Genomic DNA, 23,791 nt, shown 5'->3' with positions numbered 1-23,791 from the left:
TATCATTTCCCCTATTCTTTTGATAGATCTACATACATTATAGTATAAGGAAATTATTGGGGTTATTGTTATTGTTATTGTATAATAGGTACATAAAATTTGAAGGGACTGAATTATGCACAGATAGCAATATTTTTCATCCAGACTTTATTAATAACTTGGAGGTAAAAGTATTGATAGAACAAATTTACACAAAAAGATTATATTTAAGAAAAATGAAAATGGCTGATGCTCATCGTTTATTTAAAATTTGGTCAGACCCGGAAGTTACAAAATTTATGAATATCACTAATTTTACGCATGAAGAACAAGCGAATGACATGATTAAGCTTTTTGATGAATTAGCTGAAGAGCGCAAAGCTATTCGCTTTACTATTATCGAGAAGGAATCAAATGAGATAATCGGCTCTTGTGGATTCAATGTATTTGACGAAGCTAACGCCTCAGCAGAAATCGGCTATGATCTTGCTAAAGCTTATTGGGGAAAAGGCTATGCGCCAGAAAGCATTTCGGCTTTAATTGATTATGCTTTCACCACTCTAAACATAAATAGAATTGAAGCAAAAATTGAGCCTGGTAATGTAAATTCGATAAAGGTAGTAGAGAAATTGAATTTTACTTTTGAAGGAACATTTCAGGAAAAAGAAGATTCAAATGAATCTTTTTATGACATTAATGTTTATTCTTTATTAAAATAAATTTCTATTATTTGTACTTCTTAGCCAAAACAGAGTATAGAGACCGTCAGAAAAGACAGACTCTATACTCTATTTAAAATATATTTAATAAATCTATTGGCTTTTCGATAATATAATCATACACCTCTGGCTTACCAAAACCATATGAAGCAAAAACAAAAGGAATCCCTGCAAACTTTGCCGAAAGCATATCTCCCTGTGTATCTCCTACATATACAGCTTTTTTTATGTGGTTTCTTTCCATAACTAATTGAATGTTTTCTCCTTTTGACAAGCCTGTACGCCCCGGATTTTCAAAGTCAAGAAAATATTTCTCTAGCTTATGAAAGGCATAAAATGTTTCTATGTAGCCTTCTTGACAATTGCTTACAATGAATAAGCGAAATTTTTTTGAAAGAGCTAGTAAAGTTTCTTCTAACTGCGGATATAAAATACCACCTTTGCGTAGTAAATCATCTTGCTCTTGCTGACAGCATGCTAATATAAGCTCCATCTGCTTTTCTTCATCAAGATAATCAAATAATACAGCGGCTATTTCTTTAATTTGTAACCCCATCATTTTAGATAAATCTTCTTCGGTTATCTTTCCTTTACCGTAAGGAGACCCCTGAACTACTTGCGACCACGATTGCGCTACTGTTTTGCTTGAATCCCACAGTGTCCCGTCTAAATCGAAAATAATGCTATCTATGTCCATATCCATCCTCCTTCATCAAAATATAGTTGTTTAAAAAGCGAAAGTTTCTCTTAAGGTGTTTATAGTGAACATCCTCACAACAAAAAAGGATTTGGCAACTAATTGTTTACCAAATCCATTTTATCATTATTGAATCGGAATCCAAATTTCAGAGTATGCATCAGGGCTATATGCATCTTCATCAGGGTAAACTTCAAGTTCAGCCGTTCCTGCTGGTTTATATGGATTGGATGGGAACCACTCTGAATAAATTTGTTTCCAAGTATTTTGCATCGCATCTGGCATAGGACCATGCACCTCAAAGACAACCCACTTCGATGCAGGTATCTCCAACGCTAACAGATTTTCTCCCACTTCCCCTACATGATCCGTAGCAATCCAGTAATCAATGAAACCCTTTTGTCCTTGTTCTGTATTTGGTACACAAACACCTAGCGTCCCTTTGATGCTTCCGTTATTTAATTGGATAAGTTGATGATCGAAGTTTTTTGAATTCATCTCATTCCAAAATTGAGGAATGCCCTGTAAGTTCTCACCATTTTGACTATTATATGTTCTTTTTACCCCTACCACTTGAAACTTTTCTTTTTCTACGATTTTATACTTCATTGGTTCTGCTCCCTTCAGGCTTACCTGGATGACCAGGCGATTGTATGATTGTAGTTGTCCTTGCTTCTTTCTTGCTTCACTAGGCGTCAAGTTATGTTGCTTACGAAATGCCTTGGTGAAAGCTTCAGGAGAGTCGTAGCCATATTTGTAGGCAAGATCGATTACTTTTTGCTCTGTATTTATTAACTCCTGTGCGGCTAATGTTAGCCTTCTACGTCTTATATAATCTGCAATAGACATATCGGTTAAAATTGAGAAGGTCCGTTGAAAATGAAAGACCGAAGAATTTACCTCTCGTGCAATTTGCTCTATTGTAATGTCATCTAATAAATGCTCTTCGATATATTTTATTGCTTTTTGAATCGACTCAATCCAACTCAATTGCCCTCACTCCTTGGTTATAGCTTAAAACATCAAAATTAGTTATTCCTGTCTTTTTATGCTAACTTTGGACAGGTAAAAATGAAAGCTTTATTATTTTCTTATCACCATAACGTGTGGTTGATTTCTGTTTCCACTGGGCGCTTTGTTGTTGCTGTCGCTTCGTTACACTGCGCTTTCGTACAGATATCGCACAGAGCAAAGCTTTCTGGGGGGCGTCCATTGTGCCGCTGTAATCTGAGCCCAAGGAGTCGCCCAATCTCTACTCAAAGAAGCTCCAAGCCGAAGGAAGAACTCGCCGAAGTGACGCAAAGAAAGTCCTTAATATTGTGTAAAATTCTATAAAGAGTTTTTCAATCCTAACTTTAGTTTTGTAAAATTGTCCAGCTTATGTGTTTGATTTCGCTGCTAAATGTGTCAGTTGCGCCGCTAAATGTGTGAGTTGCGATGCTAAATGTGTGAGTTGCGACGCCAAATGTGTCAGTTGCGCCGCCAAATGTGTGAGTTGCGACGCTAACCAAGGGAAGAACGCCGCTAAATCCTGTTATTCCGCCGCTAAAAATCGTCAGAGCGATGGATGGAATCATCGAAACGACGGAAATCGACCTATATGTAAAAAAAATAATAAATACAATCCCTATTTTTGGATATTATAGGTTAAGATTTTATTAATAAAAAGTTAGATTGGAGGTATTACTATTGGTTAAATGGCAAGGGGCTGCAGGAATTTGCTTAAATGAAGACAATGAATTATTAATGGTTTTGCAAGGAACTAAAGAAGAAGAAAAAACATGGGCAGTACCATCAGGCGGCAAAGAAGCTACTGAAAATTTTGAGACATGTTGTATCCGCGAAGTGTATGAAGAAACCGGATTCATAGTAGACATCGTCAGAGAAGTGTTACATAAAAATAATGATGTAGTAGAAGTTCGCTATTTCGAAACAATCGTTAAGGGTGGACAAATGATTCTACATGATCCCGACGAATTGATTTATGAAATAGCATGGAAATCAAAAGATGAATTACTAGATTTAACATTAACCTTCCCTGAAGATAGACAATTTCTATTATCATTGTTTCAATAATAGAATTATCATGACTTAGGATGGATGGTGGTAGGAAGACCCTATCGGAATCTTATTACCTACCTAACCTCTCGCATATCTACAACCGCGGGTATTTCCCTTTCACCCGCGGATAACTCTTATATTATGATTATTTCATTTTTACTTTTTCAACGGCCGCTTCATATATCAATTCATCATCAATTTTAATATATTGATTTTTCGCTGCCTTACAATAGCCTTCTTGTTCTAAAAAATGCTTGAGTTTAGATTTCTTCGCAAATATTTTTTCAATAACATTCTTCCCCATTCCAGGTTCATCACCTGTTCTTGTAGCAATTGATACCCAATATATTTTTGACAATTTATTTCCCCCCTCTGGATCTCATTTATAAATAATTAAAGCTGAATGTATAACTGTATGTTCCCCTATATATATCGTATTGTATTTAATATCAACTATTAAATACTCGCTTAAATCAAATAGAGCATTATTAATATCATGTTCAAATTGTACAATATCATTATTTTGGATCGTCACTACTTGAGTTGCTTGCGTCATACAGTTTCACCCTTTTCTTCTAATCATAGATTAAAAGGAAGTATTTGTCACAAATTATTTTCGGTAGTAGCCGGGATCGTAAAAGGCGTAGGCAGTTGAACCCATATTTTAGGATTATGCCACTTGGATTCGAATGGATTGAAAAGATGATAAAGCCGAAGTTATGCTTACTAGCTTTACATATAGTTTGTCTGCAAAGGATGGAAAAATATTATTTACTGATCATTTTGGATGCCTCAAATTATATGATGTGAAAAGTAAAGAAATAACAGAATTTAATAGTTCAGTTCCTAGGGCAAGGCTATTAAATGATCAACAATGGGTTTATCTAACATTTGATTGACCCTTCTGAACCTTCAACTGCTAATGGAAAGCTAATTTTTTATGTTGCTTTGACAAATCATACGCAAGAAGTTGTTTCGGATATTGATAGTGTAAGTGATCTTAACACTGATTTTAAGATAATGGATCATCTATTAGTTGAGGATGGTTGGAAATGTCTATTATTTTTAGATTTTCCGCTGAAAATGGTTTTTATATCTATAACTATGAACTCATTGAAAAAGGCAAATTAATAATTCAAAGTAAGCTCCTAACTAATAAAGGCTACCCCAATTCAAGAAAAATTGGGATGGCCTTCTTCTTTAGTTCAAAAGGGTGTTGGACAGCACTCTCTTCTAATACATTTTCAAATATTCTTCCCGCTCCCAGTTATGAACACGCGTGCGGTATTTATTCCATTCTATTTCTTTAGCAGCTGTGAATTTTTCAAAGATATGATCTCCGAGTGCTTTACGTACGGTATGATCCATTTCTAGTTCAAGGAGTGCATATTCCAATGACGATGGGAGGCTCTCGATATTATTCAATTCACGTTCTGCTCGTGACATTTTATAAATATTGCGATCTACAGCATCTGGTGGTGTAAGATCTTTGCGAATACCATCGAGCCCAGATGCTAAAATAACAGCCATTGCTAAATAAGGATTCGCTGCTGGATCGACAGAACGCAGCTCGATACGTGTTGATAGCCCTCGTGAAGCTGGAATTCGAATAAGTGGTGATCGGTTTTGTGCAGACCATGCTACATAGCAAGGAGCCTCATAGCCCGGCACTAATCGTTTATAAGAATTAACAAGTGGGTTTGTTATAGCTGTGAAACCGTGTACATGTTTTAGTATCCCTGCCATAAAGTTACGCGCAGTTTGGCTTAATTGCAATTGTGCACGTTCATCATAAAACGCATTTTTATCCCCTTCAAATAATGATAAGTTGAAATGCATGCCAGAACCGTTAACACCGTAAAGTGGCTTTGGCATAAAGGTTGCATGCAGTCCATGCTGTGCGGCTATCGTTTTTACAACAAGTTTAAACGTTTGAATATTGTCACATGCTTCAATCGCGCTTGCATATTTAAAGTCAATTTCATGTTGACCAGGTGCAACCTCATGGTGCGATGCCTCAATTTCAAAGCCCATTTCTTCTAACTCTAATACGATATCACGCCGACAGTTCTCTCCTAAGTCAGTCGGGGCTAAGTCGAAGTACCCGCCACTATCATTTAACTCAAGTGTTGGATGCCCCTTTTCATCTACCTTTAATAAGAAAAATTCTGGCTCTGGCCCTAAATTAAATGAGCTAAAACCTAATTCCTCCATCTCCTTTAAAACTCTCTTCAAATTGGAGCGTGGATCACCTTCAAATGGTGTACCATCTGGTCTAACAATATCACAAATAAAACGAGCCACCTTACCTTTTTCAGCCGTCCAAGGAAAAACTACAAAAGTATCACGGTCAGGGCTCAAGTACATATCTGATTCCTCAATGCGTACAAAACCTTCAATTGATGAACCATCGAACATTATTTTATTGTCTAATGCTTTTTCTAATTGGCTAACTGGTACTTCAACGTTTTTTATTGTTCCCAATATATCAGTAAATTGTAGGCGAATAAATTTCACATTTTCTTCCTTGACACGGCATTTAATATCTTCTTTTGTATAACGTTTCATTCTTCACCACTCCAATGTAATTTTAATTAACACAATTCTTTTGTAACTGTTTTTAAAATACATTAAAAAGATGAAAAACACAATATTTATGTAAGGTTTTATTACATGCATTTTATCGAATATATGTATCTTTTTTTCAGATAGATAGAGCCCCTTTGACATATTCTATCCAAAAGCAGGAGACGTCCTGCAGTATGCGTATACATCCCCACCACTTCTGTACCTATCGCTCGCTTTCGAGTCAAAAAACATTTACTAAACGATATTAAAATAGGTTGCATTCCTTCAAACGGAATGCAACCTACTCACTTTAATATTGTAAAAGCATATTGACAAACACAACGATAATCACAAAAGGTACTACTATTAACATCAGTAATCGATACGTTGAATAGAACCCCTGCCCCATTTGACTTCCTATTAATAATTCCTTCTTCACAAATTCTTTATCAACTACATACGCAATAAAGATAGCAATCAATAAGTTACCTAACGGAAGCATTAAATTAGAAACTAAAAAGTCAGTTGCATCAAAAATCGTTTTTCCAAAAATTGATACATCAGCTAATGTACTTGATGAAAGCGCTGCAGGAATCGCCGCAATAAAGACTACTACACCTAGCAGCATCGTCAATGCAGCACGAGACATACGTCCCTTCTCCATAAATGCCGCTACGATAATTTCATACAAACTGAATGAAGAAGTTAACGTTGCGAATAAAAATAATAATAAAAACATCGCTAAAAATATTTCACCAAATGGCATTTGACTAAATGCTGTTGGCAGAACCATAAACAGTAAGCCGGGTCCAGATGCTGGTTCTAAATCAAAAGCAAATACAACAGGGAAAATCGCTAATCCTGCTAAAAACGATACAAGCACAGTGAGAAGAACAACGGAGCCTGCGGAATTAGGTAAGCTCACATCTTTCTTTAAATAGGAGCTGTACGTCACAAGACAAGAAAACCCTACCGCTAAGCCAAAGAAGGATTGTCCTAACGCTTCTAATATAGCCTTTCCAGTGATATTGGAAAAGTCAGGCCATAAGAAGAATTTAACCCCCTCCATTGCTCCATCTAATGTTAAAGCCCTCACAACAAGCACAATAAACATAAGGAATAATAAAGGCATCATCCACTTATTGGCTTTTTCTATACCATTTTGCACACCAAGTGAAATAACTATTACATTTACTAGCGTAAACAGCCCTAAACCTAGTAATGTAATCCAAGGTGTTCCTACAATCTTTGCAAATAGTTCACTAGGATCAACGGAAGAATCAATAACAGCCCCAGTCACACCAAGGCCACTGTATATAAAGATCCAACCCCCTACAACACTGTAAAAACTTAATAATAAAAAACAGCCGAGCACACCCATGCGACCAACCCAAGCCCAACCTGTTTTCGTAGGTGCAATTTTTTTATAGGCAGTTACAGCCTCAGACTGTGTACCACGACCTAAAATATATTCTGATAATAACATCGGTAAACCAATCAACAATGTAAATAGAACAAAAATCAGGAAAAACGCTCCCCCACCACTTTGTCCAGTAACATATGGAAGCTTCCAAATTGCCCCCAGTCCGATTGCTGCTCCAGCCGATGCTAAAATAAAGCCTAGTTTACTAGACCATTGACTCTTTTTTCCACTCATCTCTTCAAACTCCTCTAACTTACTCAACTCTTCCTTATTCTACAATAAAATAATACACTCGACTAGATTAATTCTATATGTTACTTTTGCGTAATATTATCCAACACCTCTACCATTCTACATAAAAAAAACTCGAAATTCTGATACTAGTATTACAACCTATGTATCTGTATATGATTACATAGTTTCTATCATGCGATATAGTGTAATGGGTGCATTTGTAGGCTGGGGGATAGAAGAACCTCTGAGGATAAACAATGAATGAAATCACACATCAATCTGTGGGCTTGTGCGTAAAATTACACACAAGTCCTTTTGTTATGCTTTCTCAATCACTCCAGTAGCCTAACAAAAGACTTTGTAGCTCCCATCAAGCAATCTGTGTCAATGAATTTAGTTAGAAAGGTTCGAGGAGTGTCAAGAAAGGATTTATTAAACATAAAAAAGAAAAGATGACTTTTATAGTCACCTTTTCACTTGTAAGTAGCAATTTAGTTATTGAATATTTGCTCGTAACGGTGGAAGAATGCCACTGCGTGCGCTCTTGTTAGAGAATCATTTGGTTTAAACTCTTCATTTGTTTTAGTAGTTGTTAAACCATTATCACGAAGGAATTTAATAGCTTCTGACTGAGATAAAGTCTTACCATAATGCATTGAAGCCAAGATACGAGCGAAGTTACCCCGTGTGATATCCTTACCTGCAATGGCTTGTTTCGATGCTGTGTTTGCACCTAGAACTGGTAGAGAGTATTTTGTAGCCAGTTGGTAGTTTTTGTCACCATACCATGTAGTATTAGCTTTCGTTGAAGCTAGTTCTGATGGTTTGAAGTAACGGAATAGGATAGTTAACATTTGGTTTTCCGTTAAGTTAGTGTACGGTTTAAGTAAGTTTTCGTACTTGCCTGTTGATGGGTTTTTCACGTTTAGGTATCCACTGATGATACCGATGTTGACTGCCCACTTAAAATCCTCAGCCCAGTATTGGTTTGCATTGTAATCAGCAAACTTTGATACATCAACGTTTCCCGTTGTTGGCGGTGTTACTGGAGGCGTTGGTGTTGAAGCTGAGTAGTTTAAATAACTTGATGCTACATACCCCTTTGTCCCGTCATTTCTTTTCACAGGATACCAAACAAAATGGTTTTTCTTCGTTGATACTTCTTCATATTCAAAAGGTCCCGTAATGGTAACAATTTCGCCTTCACGTAAAGTACCCATAGCAGGACTATCCTTAGTAGGTCTTGTCCTCAATGTTACATTAGTTGTTGTTGCACTAACTTTCTGATTTGTTTTAAAAAAATACTTTGATTTTGTTAATGGTACATCAAATTTATAGTTCATCGCTGAAAATTTAATATTTTCCCTGCTGTTAGAATCATATTGAAAATGTTCGCGTTTAAAAGGCAGCTCTGTTAAGTCTATTAATTCCAATTTCTCAATAATTCGGAGAATTCTTTCTTGATAGGCATTTGCATTTCTTTCATCAGTTGCTTGGACAATTGGACTATTTACTGGTTTAGTACCGTTATAAGCCATGATAGCGAAGTACCAATGTTCCAATACATCTCTTTCCCCACCGTTGATGCTAGGCAAATCCTTCCGCTTAAACATATCATCTAGAGTCTTTACACCAGCTTGAATATTATAGACAATATCGCTTTTTAGTCTATTTAGTCTATCTTGATCGTAGCCAGCTTGATTTGTAATTTGCATAATGCCAATTCCATTATCTGCTGTCACAATCGCTTCACCTTTACTATCGAAATGACGCCAATTTCCACTTTCACCTTCCGCTATTGCCTTCACAATTTCAGGTGGAACATCATAACTCAGTGCTGTTTCGGTTAACAAACAGTTCATTGTGGAATAGTCAGGGTTTACATTCGATGCCGAATCATACTCACATGTATTTGCAATATTATTAGCTAATACATTTTTATCTATGTTTATAGATAGAGAGAGGGTACCAATGGCAATCACACTAATCAAAGGTTTCAATATCTTTTTCATATGTGATTATTACACTTCCTTTCATATTTTTTAAAGATAAAAGATTCAGATATATGTTATCATAAACCCAATATTTGAGATAGGGGTAATAGTCAACATTTCCTTCATTTAACATTTTTGAACAATAAATGATAGCTCAAACATATATTGTTTAATTTTAATTCGGTGTAAATAGCGATTGTTGGATTTTTACTTTTTGGTGAAATAGGTAAGCTTCCTAAAGTCCATTGAAACAAGCCCAAGCAAAATCTATCACGCTCTGTAAGCTTTCTACGATTGTTGTTGTAAGCTGACTCAAAGTTGAAACAATTGAGTTACTTTTGGAATCTAAAAGCAACATACCAAAATGTCACCTTCGTACTTTAGTGGTATATAAAAAGAGGGAGGAGTTTCCTCCCCTTATGTATGATTTTATAGGTATTGCTCTTAGCAAAAGAACCATCTTTCTTCGAAACCTTTCTATCAACCTCAATCAAACCTGCTAGTTCTAAATTCTGAATCAATGCACGAATTCTTCTCTCATTTCACAAACAACGTCAATAATCTCATTGTTGAATACAGTTGCAGGAGCATAACCAAACATCTTGCTACGATATTTCAGATAACTGTAAATCATAAACCAATCAACCCCGATTTCATCACACAATACACTACGAGCAAATTCAAATACACTTATAGGTAATGTATCATCCGTTGAGAACATTTGACCTTCTTTTCCCTCTCGTTGTGTTACCTTAATACCATCTTGTTAGGTCAGTGTATATTGCTTAAATTCTGTAACTCTTTCTCATCTAAAAAATCTGCAATTGCAAATTTAAGCAACAAAAAAACACCTCCTAGACTTTAACAGTCCAGTAAGGTGTCATTACTTGAACACTACCCTAAATCATACTTTATTCTCGAAATTAACTCATATACATGGAACGCTGATGATGAATCCATTTACGCATTGTTGTGAATAGTAATGCCATGATGATAGTAATTAAAATACCTTTCACAATGTTAAATGGCAAAATACCAGCTACGATCATTTTATATAGTGAATCACCTACAACAGGCTCCATACCTAAAAAGTAAGTGTACATAGGTAAAAATACAACATAGTTAAGAATGCTCATTCCTACTGCCATTACAATTGTTCCAGCAGCTAAACCTCCGACAAGGCCTTTAACTGTTTTGGAGCGATTAAATACAAAGCTCACTGGTAGAATAAATAAAATACCTGTTGCAAAGTTCGCGAAATGTCCTACCGGTACTCCCGTTGGCGTGCCTGAGAAAACCCAGTCCAACACATTTTTAAATAATTCTACTAAAATACCGGCTACAGGTCCCATAGTAATCGCCGCTAATAATGCTGGCATATCACTGAAGTCCACTTCCAAAAACGCTGGAAACGGCGGAATCGGGAAATTAAAAAGCATTAATAAAAACGAAATACTGCTCAGCATGCCAATCGTAATATACGATTGAAGTTTAACATTTTTCTTCATTGAAAACTCTCTCCTCTTTGCTGATTCAATCTCGCAAGAAGAAAGGTTACGACCTAATCGATCATCATCATGAAAAAACCCTTATGCAAAAGAGCATAAGGGAGAATAGGCAAGATTAAAAAACGCCATTAATTAACTATTTTCTGAGCATACGCTGTGTGAAATCACATCGAAAAAACGCTCGTACATAGTTAAATTCATAACAATGAATGACGATCGTACCTTCATCTTCTCCCATCCAGACTTTAACTGTCGGCCTTGGAATCGCACCAAGTCAGCCATGCAAAAAATTATTTGCACAGGTCGCGGGCTGAAGAGCCTTTCGTAAATATGCGTGCTAATATGTCTTAAAGGAAACATTAGCGATTTACAACTCTATTACCGCCGGTCGGGATTTTCACCCTGCCCCGAAGATGAATCATTATTTTTTTGTTTCATAGCCTTACTATAATGAATTATTAGAGAAAAGTAAATAGCTTTGCTTAAAAAATTCCGATTAAACTTGTATGCTTTAAGCGCGTGAAAAGTAGCTTAAGTCCATATTCATCTCACCACCTATTGAGGTGAGAGACACTTCTGTACAGGATGCTTTGCTTTCGCTACAAAAAAATGGCAATAACAAGAGCATTCACGCACATATAGCGGCGAGAATGCTCCAAAAATTTCTTTAATTCTATTTTTGTTGTTAGGCTGTTTATGGCATATATCGTTTATTGGCTCCTACAGGCTTTGGCAAGAATGTTTTTAAATCAAATCCTTCCCAGCTTTCCTGTACAACATTGTCTAGACGTATTTGTTGATCAAAACTTGCAGCAGTTAGCATCATAGCTTCTATCATTTGAGTTGCACGAACAGTATCCATGGCCGTTAAATCAAGCGGCTCATCAAATGTAACAATAACACCTTCTGCTACTTCTTTCACACTGTATGTTATATTTTCCGGTACAACTGGAACGTATACATCATCATTTTTATTTCGCATAACGGTAAGCGCTTCTGTTACAGTGGAAAAAGTTTTACGAGTATCTGGTGATAAATATTCAGCTCCATTTTCATCTTTATATAAATAATAATTAAAGTGATTTGCGCTTGTTAAGGTCATAGACTTACTTGGCTCTTCATCCTTAGAAAATTTGTAGGCTGTACCATCAGAATTTTCAAACTCAACATCTTTATACTCTGAATCTGAGAATGTATCCTGTAAGGTATCTAAATATTCATTCGTATCTGCTGAAGCAACATCATAATCATTTTTCTTCGGCAAAACATGAACGAGTTTATCGCCCTTCTCCTTTAATTCTCCTTTATATGGATGATAGTTAGTAAAACCATTTGCTTTCTCATCAATTTGCGGCGCATACTTTTCATACATTTGTAATGTTGTAGGCTTTTTCTTCGGAAAATCAGTAGCAACTCGTTCATTTGGAATGATATACGTCATCGGCACGCTTTTCTTATCACGATTTGCCAAACCAATATGAAACACTACTGCATCTGTTAAATCTTCCTCATAAACAGATGATCGGAGAGACATGATCCTTGAATGTTCTGCTACGATGTTGTTGGATTCCATCATCTTATCGTGGTTGATAGAGCTTTTCGCTACATGATTGTCTGGCGATATTGAATATTGAGAGGTTTCAGGCGCATTAGCCTGGTCTATTTTTGTATCATTATGTTTTAGCAACGTCGAGCCTGTAAATACTGTTAAAGCGAAAACTGCTGCAACACTCATAAAGATTGGCCATTTATGAACTTTCTTCTTTGTTGCTGTCTCTGTATTTTCTTGTTGTGTAGAATTACCGTGTTGTTGCTCTTGTGATGTTATTTCATCATCTATCGGTTGTTGTATAGCTCCTTGAAGATGAGCATTATCCTGCAAGCGAGCATCTGTCAATAATCGATTTAATATTTCTTCTTTTGAACGGCGGTCAGAAAGCTTAGGGGCATTATTTAATAGATGCTCAAGTTGGTCATCATCAAATTGGTTATGTGTCATTGCCATTTCGCCTCCTGTTCTCTAACCTGTTGTAGCTGCTGCCTTAAAAATTTAATAGCACGATGCTGAGTAGTTTTTACCTTCGCTTCTGTCCAATCTAGTATTTGTGCAGTTTCTGCAATCGATAAATCTTGAAAGTAGCGCATAATAATGACCATTTTTTGGTCACCAGTACAGTGTTCAAGTGCTGATTGTACCTGCATAAATTCATCACTGGCCTGCAGCACGTCTTCCGGTGATGGTGTGGTTGAATGTAGCTGTTCCGTTTCCCAATCAAAAAAATCAAGTGAATGTTTTTGGCGTACAGCCTGCTTTCTAAAATGATCAATAGCGACATTTTTAGCAATAGCAAAAAGCCAAGTCTTTTCGCTACTATTTCCTGCGAACTGATCATATGAGCGCAATACGCGAACATAAACCTCATGCGCTAAATCCTCAGCAAGTGTACGGTTTTTTACTAAATAAATAAGAAACTGGAACACATCTTGATGATATGCATCGTATAATCGATGGAACACGGAGTCATTCAAAGCACTCCACCCCCGTTCTCTTTATATTTGTCGTCTAAATGTCCACAGAAGTTACATCCAATTAATACCACTCTTTATTAATATGAATCAAAAGGTAAATAAAAGGTGAAGGTAGTCCCCTCTTTTAGCACACTATCTACCATAATATTGCCTGAATGTGCCTTGACAATATTTCTAGCAATAGCTAAACCTAGGCCAGTTCCGCCTTTAGAACGTGTACGTGCCTTGTCTGCTTTATAGAAACGTTCAAAGACATATGGTAAGTCCTCTTGGGGAATACCATGCCCTGTATCCTGGACAGATATTTTGGCAAAGGTTGGCTCCTGCTCAACCTTCACTGTTACTGACCCTTCATCAGTATGACGGAGAGCATTATCCACTAAATTCGTTAATACTTGTTCAATTCGATCCTCATCTATACTAATCGAAGCTTCGTCATTAAATTCACTGTCAAATATTAGACGAACATGTTTCTCTTTTGCAACCTGTGCAAATTTTTGCGTAATACGTTCAAATGTCGAATTAATTGGAAGCTCATCCTTGTACAGCGTCATATGCCCCGATTCCATACGCGCAAGATCTAATAAATCTGTTACGAGACGTCCCATACGTTTCGATTCATCATAAATAATTTTTGTAATCTCATTACGTTCTTCTTGATCCTGTATAAAATCATCATCCATTAAAGCCTCTGAATAACCTTGGAGCATCGAAATTGGCGTCCGTAGCTCATGAGACACATTGGCAATAAAGTCTGAACGCAGTTTTTCTAAACGATGCTGCTCCGTCATATCACGAATAACCGCAACCGCTCCACGTATCGATTCCTCACTATAAAGTGGGCTAATCGTAAACGTATAGTAACTGCCATCCATTTCAATTTCTTCTTCAAGCTTATCCTCAAACATCAGTACATGATCGAGCATATGATAAAGCTCAGGCGGAATTGGCTTCGCACTTTGTGACCCCTTATTGACAAACCACTTTTGCATTAAACGGTCCGCTGGTGGATTACTTAATAATATTGTACGATCACGATTAAATGTAATCACTGCGTCTGTCATCGATGTTAATATATTGGAAAGCTGTTCATTTTCTTGGTTGATCACTTCTAAATTGTGTTTCAATTGACGGCCCATTTGATTAAAGGCAACTGCAAGCTGACCAATTTCATCATTTTGTGTAGTCGGCATTTTCGCTTCAAAATTCCCTTTAGAAATTTCAAACGCAAGCTCACGCATTTTACGTAATGGTGACGTAATACGTGATGAAAGGAAAAACGCAAAAAATGTCGTCAACACAAAGGCTATGAAAGCTGATAGAAAGACAATTTTCGTCGTCTCTTTCGATGTTTTATGCAGCGCATCAGGACTTTGATAAATAAAGACAGCTCCGTGCACAGCATTTTCCACATTTAGCGGGAAACCGAGCACAACATACGATTCCAATTTTTCTTCGTCCGTGGAAGATGGCATCATCATTTCCTTAATAATCGGTTTATCTGATTGAAAAACTTCTTGGAACGATTTATTGGCTAAAATCATATCCTGTATTTCTTTTTTATTGACACCTTCCTGCATAGCGAAAGAAACTCTATCATGGTTAATAGCAATAAGTGCATTTGTACTTTCAGGTAAAATATCTTTTAATAATTCCGAAGTCGACTCTGCTGTTTCATTATCATCTACTATACTTGCAACTGTTGCTGCAGTTTGACCCAAGGAGCTTTCTGCTTGTTGCATATGGTAATTCTGAAGAAACTCAAGCATTAAAACCGTGAAAACAAACAATACAAATGAAACGAGAAGCAATATGGTTACCCATAGCTTCCCGACAACACTATTCCATATTCTATTCATTGACAACCTCAAATTTGTAACCAACGCCCCATACAGTAACAATCATTTTTGCAGCGTTTTCAGATACACGGTTGAGCTTTTCGCGTAAACGTTTTACATGTGTGTCAACTGTACGTAAGTCGCCAAAGAAATCATAATGCCAAACTTCTTTTAGTAATTGTTCACGGTCAAATACTTTGTCTGGTGATTTAGCTAGGAAATAAAGCAATTCATACTCTTTAGGCGTTAAATTTACTTCAATACCTTCTGCTGTTACACGGTGAGCATCATGATCGATCATTAAATGTTGGAACACAACTAAATCTTTTGAAGAAGAAGCATTTGTCGAAGGTGAGAATGCTTGTGAACGACGTAATATAGCCTTCACACGTAACACAACCTCACGAGGACTAAATGGTTTTACAATATAATCATCTGCTCCTAGCTCAAAGCCTTGTACACGATTCGCTTCCTCGCCTTTTGCAGTTAATAAAATAATTGGTGTTGCTGCTCGTTCACGGATTTCCGCACAAACTTCAAGTCCGTCTTTTTCAGGCATCATAATATCTAATAAAATACAATGATACTCTTTTTCCAAAGATTTTTCGATCGCTTGTTCACCATTTTCTGCCTCGTCAACAAGGTACCCTTCTCGCTCCAAATACATTTTTAATAAGCGTCGAATACGATCCTCGTCATCTACTACTAATACTGAAATATTTTCTGACACTTTCACGATCCCTCTCTTCTAATCTTTCTCTACCTTCTATTGTACATGGTACAGCACATATTGAAAAGAAAAGAAAGCCTTCTTGCCACAGCAAGAAGGCCTCTTCTTTCCAATACTAGCGACGTAAAAAATCTCATATGTGCTCAAAATCAATTATATCTCGGCATAATTGCATCCGGAATTGGCTTTGTACTTATGTCTGCTGGATGCAGGGACTTTCGGTACAAAAGACTTTTGCTGAAAGAAGTTAATTGGTTTAAGCCGAAGCGTATGAGTGTAAACCTGCAAGAATCAAGTTAACAGCAATTAAGTTAAATAATATTATTGCGAAACCAATTAATGCTAACCATGCAGATTTTTGACCTTCCCAGCCTTTCGATAAACGTAAGTGTAGGAATGCTGCATAGAATAACCATGTAATAAGTGCCCACACTTCTTTCGGATCCCATCCCCAGAAACGACTCCACGAAAGTTGTGCCCAAATCATTGCAAAGATTAAAGCACCTAACGTAAATACTGGGAAACCAATTAACACGGAACGATAACCAATTTCATCAACTAATTGTAAATTTACTCGTTTGACAAAAGGTTGGAAAATCGCACTAATTCGACGTCGTGCAATTAATCGAATCAATAAATATAAAACAGATCCTACTAATAATGACCACACAACTGTTGTTAATTTCTTCGCATTAATGAGCGGAGGCATTTCTACTAACGGAGACATGCCATGTTCTTCAATTGCCTTATATTCATTCATACCAAATAGTGGCGGCATTTTGTATTCAATTTGACGTCCATTACCCTCTTTATCAACATAAGTATATGTTGAATCGTAACCCAACAAACTAAAAAAGCATGTAGCAATTACGAAACCAAGGACTACAACAAGGAAGAACATTACCGATTCTAACCAGAAACGTTGTTTAGAAGGTTTCTTTAAATCAACTACTTTCAATAAATAAATTAGTCCTGCTACCGCACTAATTGCTAAAAGTGATTGCCCTAAAGCAGCTGTAATAACATGAATTGTTAACCAGTGACTTTGTAAAGACGGCATTAAAGGAGTTACCTCTTTCGGGAACATCGCCGCATAAGCAATTATTAATAACGCCACAGGTAATGCTACTAAGCCTAGGGCCGTCACGCGATAAATAAAATAAATCAAAACGAATGCCCCAACAATGAACATGCCAAACGCAGTCGTAAATTCAAACATATTACTAACAGGTGCATGCCCTGCATAAATCCAACGAGTGATAAAATAACCAAGCTGCGAAAGTAGACCTATAATCGTGACAACAATTGCAACCTTACCCCATTTTTCAGTATTTTTGCCTGTTGCATTCGATTGTTTTATCGAACCACCAAATAAAAAAGTCGCAACTAGGTAGGCTATGAATGCTACAAATAATAGGTTTCTACTTATGTCAATCAAACTCATAAGTTGTTGTCACCTTCCTTTTCCTTTGTGGATTTCTTGACATCTTCTGACGAATCTAACTGATCTTCATATGGTGGTAGACCAGCAAATGTAGTGACTGTATCTAAATCCTTTTTCATACTGAACATATTTTTATTCACATGGGCAGCCATCAACACTCGGCCATCAGGCTCCACCTGTAACCATAAACGTCGGTGGTTCCAATACGAGCCAACTACTACACCAATCATAAAAATAATACCGCCGACAAATAACATTGGTATCGTACTATCCTTACGAATTGTAAAGTTTGATGAATTACGCGTCTCTACTCCTGTGAATTTCATTCTATATTTGTTTTCACCAAGTGGTTCAAAAGGTGGCTTCCTAATTTCTACAAAGCTTACTTCACCTTTTGGCGTTTCTGGTGTTGTCATTTTAAATATAAATGCTGGATTATTTGGTATTGATGTTTGTGTTTGTGGTTCACCATCTTTAAAACCAGAAAAATCTGGTGTATACACAAGAATCTGTACTGAAGAACCATTTCCTAAATCATATTCCTTTTTAGGATTCGTTAAATCAATTTCAATTTGTCCTAGTGACTCTTCTTCATTTGCTTTATTCACTAATTTAAAATTCATCTGTCTCAACTCATTGAGGCGATAATTCATTTGATACAGTGCAAAACTGTTTTCTTTTAACGGATGATTGACACGAATAGAGTAATCTCTCAATTTTTTAAGATTGTCTGTATCTCCAGGAAGAGCTCCGTCAGGTTGTTTGTATAATGTGATGTCTGTTTGATAGTTTTTCGCCATAGCATTGACACCTTGGTTTGATTGCTCGTCCTGTGGCTTATTGTCATGGGTTTCCAAAATAAATTTATTATTTTTAATAAAATAGCCGTCCATCCCTGGTATAGCTCGTGTCTCACCTTCACGGATCCAAATCGTCTCATCCACATAAAAACCAGGTACTAAGCGCAGCATAACACCTGCTAAAAAGATAATGAGACCGACATGATTTATGTATGGGCCATATCGAGCAAAACGGCCGCGCTCTGCTAGCAATGCACTTCCATCACGACGAACGCGATATTTTAAGTCAGTCATTTTTTGCTCAACTTTATCTAGCGTTTCTTCAGGGTTTGGCACTTGTCCTTCCGCAACGATACGTTGGCGCTTCATGAAACTTTCATGACGTTTAACGCGTTGATTTTTTAGAGACTTGTGTAATGGTAAACCACGGTCTAAACTCGCAACAATAATAGAAATCGCAAGCATGCCCACTAAAATTTGGAACCACCAAGTGCTATACAAATTAGAAAGTCCTAAATTATTATAGAGTTTGCCCAACAAACCATACACTTTCTCATAATACTCTGCTTTACTAGGTTCAGGGACATTAACATAAATCGCTTGCGGTAGTATTGTTCCAATTGACGCTGCGACTAACGTTATAATAATAAGGGCAATCCCGACTTTTACATTCGAGAAGAAATTCCAAATTTTATCGACAATTGTTGTGTTATACGTTTTTGAGCGAATCGCCATTCCGTCGTAGCGCATATCAACAACTTTTGTTTGTTTACCTTCCTCAGTTAAAGGACGACCACATTTCTCACAAAGCTTCGTGCCATATGGGTTACTATGACCACAAGCACAAATAATGTTTTCCATAGTCATTTACTCCTTATTTTGGCTTCACTAATTCCATGTACGAAGCAATTTTTCCTTCCTCTAATTCACCAGTAATAATTTTGACCACTTTACCATCTGGATCAATGACAAGAGTTGCAGGTAAATTACCTACATTGTAGGTAGTACTAACGCTTTTCGTTTTGTCAATAACTACTGGGAACGTTAATTCATGTCTATCGACAAAATTCTGTACTTCAAAATCTGTTTGCGCAAGATTGACCGACAATGTTTGTACACCCTGATCTTTAAAGACTTGATACTGACGATTTATTGCAGGCATTTCTCTCTCACACGGCCCACAAAAAGTTGCCCAGAAGTTCAAAAATACTCCCTGCCCTTTATAATCAGACAGCTTATGTTTTTCACCGTTTAAATCTACTAACGTGAAGTCTGGTGCTATAGAGCCCACTGCTATTAACTCTACTTTATCCTTTGTTGCTGTTCCGTATACCGTGTAACCAATTGCTAAGACTAAGACTGCCAAAATAATGGTACGAATGACGAGACGTTTTTTCTTTTTCTCCAAGTTAATAAACCCCCTATCAATTTACGGCTTAGAGTAACTACAACTAACGCTAAGCTTTTCATACAAACATCCATAGATTTTACCGTCTAATTTTCAGCATTTACATGTTCACTCGTGCGTCAAACGCCACCTCACAAAAAGTGGAAACGATTTCATCAGGATGCAATTAATCTAGGTTAGCTATTCTCACCTATTATAGCAAAATGAAGCAGAAACGCTTAGCTAATAATTATGAATGATTTATGAACGATTTCACTAATAAGAAAGTGAATACATTGCTATTACACATAGAAGTATCACTTTCTCATAGAAAATGCGGATTTATCCGATTTTTCCTGTCTCCGCTAACACACGCAATTGCTTCACTTCATGCTTTGTTAATTCACGATATTCTCCCGGAGCTAGTCCAAATAAATCTAAAAAGGCAAAGCGTTCACGTTTTAGTTTAACTACTGGAGTACCGATCGCCTCGAACATGCGACGCACTTGACGATTTCGCCCTTCGTGAATCGTAATTTCACAGATTGCCTTACCTGCTTTTTCATCAAACGAAGTCATACTAACCATTGCAGGAGCTGTTTTGCCATCTTCTAACTTAATTCCTCGTTGCAGCTTTTTTAAACCTTCAATCGTTGGAACACCTTTAACACGAGCAATATATGTTTTGTCGATTTTAAATTTCGGATGCGTCAGCATATAAGAAAATTCCCCATCATTTGTCAATAACAATAAGCCAGATGTATCATAGTCGAGACGGCCAACTGGGAAAATTCGTTGTGGGATATGCTTAAACAAATCTGTGACAGTTTTGCGTCCTTTGTCGTCTGTTACAGCTGAAATCGTTCCACGTGGTTTATATAGTAAATAATAAACCTTATCCTCTTTCTCAAGCTTCACGCCTTCTACTTCTATCGTATCTGAGTTGGATACCTTTGTACCTAGCTCACGCACTACGACTCCGTTCACCTTAACTTTACCTTCTACAATCAATTGTTCTGCCTTACGTCTAGACGCCACACCAGCATATGCAATGACCTTTTGTAATCTTTCCATTCTTTCACCTCTAATTTTCTTTCACCTTGGTTTGACACCAAGCATTAAACCTCATTCGCATATTATGAATAAGGTTATTTTTCCCGCTAATCTGTGAAAATTATGTCATACTTTTATACATTATTAAAGAAAAACTAATTATGGATAAATAATTAAATGATTTGAAATAGTTTTTATCAACTAGTTTCTGGATAATTTGTACATAGCTTGAGTTGTTTTCCGTTTCGGTTTGGCGCTTTTCTGGCGGGCGTACGATGAGCCGCTTGGGCCAGCAGATGTTTCTTGCTTTCGTCACAGAAAAATTGCCACAGGACGTGGCGTTCTTAGACTGAGTCCTCTATTTCAGCCAATGACACCCGCTAAAAAGTGACTTAAAACAGCATCATCCCACCACCTAAAGAGATGGGAGATACTTCTGTAGTTGACGCTTTGCGTTCGCTTTCAAAACACTTGCTGAAAGAAAAAACAAAAAAGCCACCATTTTAGGCAGCATGTCAAAACTATTCATTTTCACTATATTTGTTTTCGATTTTAAGTCCATAGTTACTTAATTCTTTATTAATAAATTGCTTCGCGCTTGATAACTTTTCGGTTAATGATTGTTCAATTATTGAACCATCCTGTAAGGTGAAAATCAATTTTTCTGGTATACTGACACCGTTTTTTGCCACAATAGTCTGTTCAACCTTCACAATATCTTCCCAACTTGTATAATCTTCTTGTAAACTAAAAAAATGATTCATATGAATTCCTATCAATATATTGATAGTTATTAATACATAAAAATATCAATGCGCTAGCAAGTACAAACGATGACCCCACGATCCCTCGTTGAATATTCTTCCCTTTTTTTGTTTTAGGAGTCACTAAAAAATTGATGAATAACATGACCGTTAACATGATTAATACTACCATTAATACAATATAGGCTGTAAAAAAAGGGTCAAAAAAATAATATTCCTTAGGTCGATAGAACAACTCTTGAATAGGATATAAAAAAATAAAAGGAGCGATAAAGCTTGACAAGAATAAAATAATTATTACCCCTATTTGATATTGCTTATTGTGTGATTCACTGGTCATAAACAATTTCTCCCCTCTATCAATATCCAAAAATCTAATTAATTACTATTCTAATTAATTTTGATCATCACCAAAACGTGTGGTTGATTTCCGTTCCGACTGGCCGCTTTGTTGCTGCCGCTTCGCTTTCGCACAGAGCAAAGCTTCCTGGGGCGCCTAGTCTCCAATTCAATCAACTTATTTACATAGTAGACATTTTAACAAAAGTCATCCACAACTTTTAGTAATGAACCTTAATTTTACTAAACTGCCCACACATTGTTAAATAATTCCGAATTCATTACGCACTGTCGCCCACAAACGTTATCCCGATGTGGGTCATAAACAAAAAAACAGCGAATCGCTTTTAACGATCCACTGATTCAACTTTTACTGGTACTGCATAGATACGCTCTTCACCTAGAAAGATGGACAGTACACCTTCCTTACGTTTTCTAGAAACATGCAAAACTTGCCTTACACTATCTTTTTCTTCTTTATTCAGCTGTAAAAGAATTGGTTCCTCTAAACGAATGGAGAGGTTTTTATTGACTTTATATTTACCTTTTTTCACCACTGTTTCAAGGCTGTAATCTTGCCAAACCTTGCTGGCTAAACCTCGATGTACATTCCAGTCATCGGATTCATTCAAAGTGACGACAATACATGTTTGCCCGTCCTTTTGGAAGGCAGTTGCAAGGGTTCGACCAGCTACCTTTGTAAAGCCTGTTTTTCCGGCAAATGCTGAACCTTTAGCTGATTTTAATGCATTAACAGGTTGTTGTGTCTCATCGCCTATTTCAACGGCAACCCCTGACCCTTCTCGTAATAAACGGTGCTTATTTTCCCATAACATCCCGTTTTCAGTATTGGCACGATATAGAACTGTGGAGGCAATCTTCTTGAACGTTTTATTTTGAAGAGCAATCCTTAACATTTCAGCAGTATCTCTCGCTGACGATAAGTGCTCATCATGGTGCAAACCGGACGGGTTCATAAATACTGTATTTGTGAGTCCAGCAACAACAGCCCGCTCATTCATTAACTTTACAAACCCTTCTACCGAACCGCCGGCATGCTCTGCTAAAGCAGTTGCTGCGTCATTTCCTGAGCGAAGCATCAAACCATATAACAGTGTTTCTACCGTAACCTTTTCACCTGCTTGCAAGTAAATGGACGAGCCCTCAGCCGTTGCAGCCCTCGGTGAAATAACTACTTCATCTTGAAGATTGCTATTTTCAATAGCAACAAGTGCTGTCCAAATTTTTGTTAAGCTAGCGATTGGTAACCGTGCATCACTATTTGATTTAAATAAAACACGGCCCGTATCACCATCTAAAACAGCATATCCGCTACCCCCCCGTGCTAAACTGGTTTCTGGAAGCATTAACATTACCACGACTATCATGAACAATATTAAACGTACTAACCGAAGCAACGAGCCACTCCTTATTAAAAGTAATAGGAAAATATAGATTAAATTTATGTTTCAAGCTAAGTATTATACCAATCAATTATGCCCCAACATAATTGCCGCTGTCGCGCAGATTAACAATGCGTTCTGAATCGGCCTTTGTACTAAGGCCAGCAAATGTTTTTTTACGCGAAAGCACGAAATTGGTCACTGAGTCGTTGCCAGGACGTGGCGCTCTTAGACTTAGTTCCTCTATTTCTGCTAATGTTTGGACATATGTACCTGTCGCTACTCTTCCGGTACAAGATATTTGCTGCAAGAAGTTCAATT

General features: G+C 36.9%; 22 protein-coding genes and 1 riboswitch. Of the genes, 2 read left to right on the top strand and 20 right to left on the bottom strand.

Features of this window, described 5'->3' with window-relative positions; translation table 11 throughout:
- Window positions 1-173: 173 nt before the first annotated feature.
- Entirely contained in the window at window positions 174-698 is a 525-nt protein-coding gene (locus ACIQ7N_RS06480) for a GNAT family N-acetyltransferase (RefSeq protein WP_402930966.1), read from the top strand.
- A gap of 73 nt (window positions 699-771) precedes the next feature.
- On the opposite strand, the gene ACIQ7N_RS06475 is transcribed toward ACIQ7N_RS06480, so the two are convergent.
- Both ACIQ7N_RS06475 and ACIQ7N_RS06470 read right to left on the bottom strand, forming a co-directional pair.
- Window positions 772-1,395 (bottom strand): HAD family hydrolase, encoded by a 624-nt coding sequence (locus ACIQ7N_RS06475; RefSeq protein WP_402930964.1) that lies wholly within the window; start codon window positions 1,393-1,395, stop codon window positions 772-774.
- Between the two features lie 126 nt (window positions 1,396-1,521).
- Window positions 1,522-2,385 carry an AraC family transcriptional regulator gene (locus ACIQ7N_RS06470; protein ID WP_402930963.1) on the bottom strand — a complete coding sequence of 288 codons (864 nt, stop codon included), beginning with the start codon at window positions 2,383-2,385 and terminating at the stop codon, window positions 1,522-1,524.
- Window positions 2,386-3,141: 756 nt separating this feature from the next.
- Between ACIQ7N_RS06470 and ACIQ7N_RS06465 the strand changes: the two genes are divergently transcribed.
- A complete protein-coding gene (locus ACIQ7N_RS06465; RefSeq protein ID WP_402931083.1) occupies window positions 3,142-3,471 on the top strand; it encodes an NUDIX hydrolase in 330 nt (109 codons plus the stop codon).
- Window positions 3,472-3,601: 130 nt separating this feature from the next.
- Here ACIQ7N_RS06465 and ACIQ7N_RS06460 read toward each other — a convergent pair whose 3' ends face one another.
- The 18 genes from ACIQ7N_RS06460 to ACIQ7N_RS06375 form a co-directional block, all read right to left on the bottom strand.
- Window positions 3,602-3,814, bottom strand: a complete 213-nt coding sequence (locus tag ACIQ7N_RS06460; protein ID WP_402930961.1) for a hypothetical protein — start codon at window positions 3,812-3,814, stop codon at window positions 3,602-3,604.
- 21 nt (window positions 3,815-3,835) lie between these two features.
- Window positions 3,836-4,012 (bottom strand): sporulation protein Cse60, encoded by a 177-nt coding sequence (locus ACIQ7N_RS06455; protein WP_402930959.1) that lies wholly within the window; start codon window positions 4,010-4,012, stop codon window positions 3,836-3,838.
- 677 nt (window positions 4,013-4,689) lie between these two features.
- A complete protein-coding gene (gene glnA / locus ACIQ7N_RS06450) occupies window positions 4,690-6,024 on the bottom strand; it encodes a type I glutamate--ammonia ligase (protein ID WP_402930957.1) in 1,335 nt (444 codons plus the stop codon).
- A 310-nt stretch (window positions 6,025-6,334) separates the two neighbouring features.
- Window positions 6,335-7,681 (bottom strand): sodium-dependent transporter, encoded by a 1,347-nt coding sequence (locus tag ACIQ7N_RS06445; protein ID WP_402930956.1) that lies wholly within the window; start codon window positions 7,679-7,681, stop codon window positions 6,335-6,337.
- A 491-nt stretch (window positions 7,682-8,172) separates the two neighbouring features.
- Complete coding sequence (locus ACIQ7N_RS06440) at window positions 8,173-9,693, bottom strand: SH3 domain-containing protein (RefSeq protein ID WP_402930955.1); 1,521 nt, start codon at window positions 9,691-9,693, stop codon at window positions 8,173-8,175.
- A 499-nt stretch (window positions 9,694-10,192) separates the two neighbouring features.
- Window positions 10,193-10,396 carry a hypothetical protein gene (locus ACIQ7N_RS06435; RefSeq protein WP_402930953.1) on the bottom strand — a complete coding sequence of 68 codons (204 nt, stop codon included), beginning with the start codon at window positions 10,394-10,396 and terminating at the stop codon, window positions 10,193-10,195.
- A gap of 202 nt (window positions 10,397-10,598) precedes the next feature.
- Complete coding sequence (locus ACIQ7N_RS06430) at window positions 10,599-11,183, bottom strand: ECF transporter S component (RefSeq protein ID WP_402930952.1); 585 nt, start codon at window positions 11,181-11,183, stop codon at window positions 10,599-10,601.
- Between the two features lie 222 nt (window positions 11,184-11,405).
- Window positions 11,406-11,602, bottom strand: a riboswitch (FMN riboswitch).
- Between the two features lie 275 nt (window positions 11,603-11,877).
- Window positions 11,878-13,182, bottom strand: a complete 1,305-nt coding sequence (locus ACIQ7N_RS06425) for an RNA polymerase subunit sigma (RefSeq protein ID WP_402930951.1) — start codon at window positions 13,180-13,182, stop codon at window positions 11,878-11,880.
- On the bottom strand, window positions 13,179-13,712 hold the full coding sequence (sigX, locus tag ACIQ7N_RS06420; protein WP_132363127.1) for an RNA polymerase sigma factor SigX: 534 nt from the start codon (window positions 13,710-13,712) through the stop codon (window positions 13,179-13,181). The genes ACIQ7N_RS06425 and sigX overlap by 4 nt, the downstream gene beginning before the upstream one ends.
- A gap of 77 nt (window positions 13,713-13,789) precedes the next feature.
- Window positions 13,790-15,571, bottom strand: a complete 1,782-nt coding sequence (locus tag ACIQ7N_RS06415; protein ID WP_402930949.1) for an ATP-binding protein — start codon at window positions 15,569-15,571, stop codon at window positions 13,790-13,792.
- Window positions 15,564-16,280 (bottom strand): response regulator transcription factor, encoded by a 717-nt coding sequence (locus ACIQ7N_RS06410; protein ID WP_049668637.1) that lies wholly within the window; start codon window positions 16,278-16,280, stop codon window positions 15,564-15,566. Before ACIQ7N_RS06410 ends, ACIQ7N_RS06415 begins: the two co-directional genes overlap by 8 nt.
- A 256-nt stretch (window positions 16,281-16,536) precedes the next feature.
- Complete coding sequence (gene ccsB, locus ACIQ7N_RS06405) at window positions 16,537-17,724, bottom strand: c-type cytochrome biogenesis protein CcsB (protein WP_132363131.1); 1,188 nt, start codon at window positions 17,722-17,724, stop codon at window positions 16,537-16,539.
- Window positions 17,721-19,385, bottom strand: coding sequence for a cytochrome c biogenesis protein ResB (resB, locus tag ACIQ7N_RS06400; protein WP_402930946.1), 1,665 nt, complete (start codon window positions 19,383-19,385; stop codon window positions 17,721-17,723). The genes ccsB and resB overlap by 4 nt, the downstream gene beginning before the upstream one ends.
- Window positions 19,386-19,398: 13 nt before the next feature.
- Window positions 19,399-19,932, bottom strand: a complete 534-nt coding sequence (gene resA / locus ACIQ7N_RS06395) for a thiol-disulfide oxidoreductase ResA (RefSeq protein ID WP_402930945.1) — start codon at window positions 19,930-19,932, stop codon at window positions 19,399-19,401.
- Window positions 19,933-20,253: 321 nt separating this feature from the next.
- Complete coding sequence (locus tag ACIQ7N_RS06390) at window positions 20,254-20,985, bottom strand: pseudouridine synthase (protein ID WP_132363137.1); 732 nt, start codon at window positions 20,983-20,985, stop codon at window positions 20,254-20,256.
- Between the two features lie 500 nt (window positions 20,986-21,485).
- Complete coding sequence (locus ACIQ7N_RS06385) at window positions 21,486-21,728, bottom strand: hypothetical protein (protein WP_402930943.1); 243 nt, start codon at window positions 21,726-21,728, stop codon at window positions 21,486-21,488.
- Window positions 21,712-22,068 (bottom strand): Asp23/Gls24 family envelope stress response protein, encoded by a 357-nt coding sequence (locus ACIQ7N_RS06380; protein WP_402930941.1) that lies wholly within the window; start codon window positions 22,066-22,068, stop codon window positions 21,712-21,714. The genes ACIQ7N_RS06385 and ACIQ7N_RS06380 overlap by 17 nt, the downstream gene beginning before the upstream one ends.
- A gap of 346 nt (window positions 22,069-22,414) precedes the next feature.
- On the bottom strand, window positions 22,415-23,485 hold the full coding sequence (locus ACIQ7N_RS06375) for a D-alanyl-D-alanine carboxypeptidase family protein (protein ID WP_402930940.1): 1,071 nt from the start codon (window positions 23,483-23,485) through the stop codon (window positions 22,415-22,417).
- Window positions 23,486-23,791: the final 306 nt, after the last annotated feature.

It is taken from the genome of Lysinibacillus sp. NPDC095746 (assembly GCF_044763535.1).
GTDB lineage: Bacteria > Bacillota > Bacilli > Bacillales_A > Planococcaceae > Lysinibacillus.
Note: the sequence above shows the minus strand (reverse complement) of the source record. Positions and strands in the feature narration are given on the sequence as shown.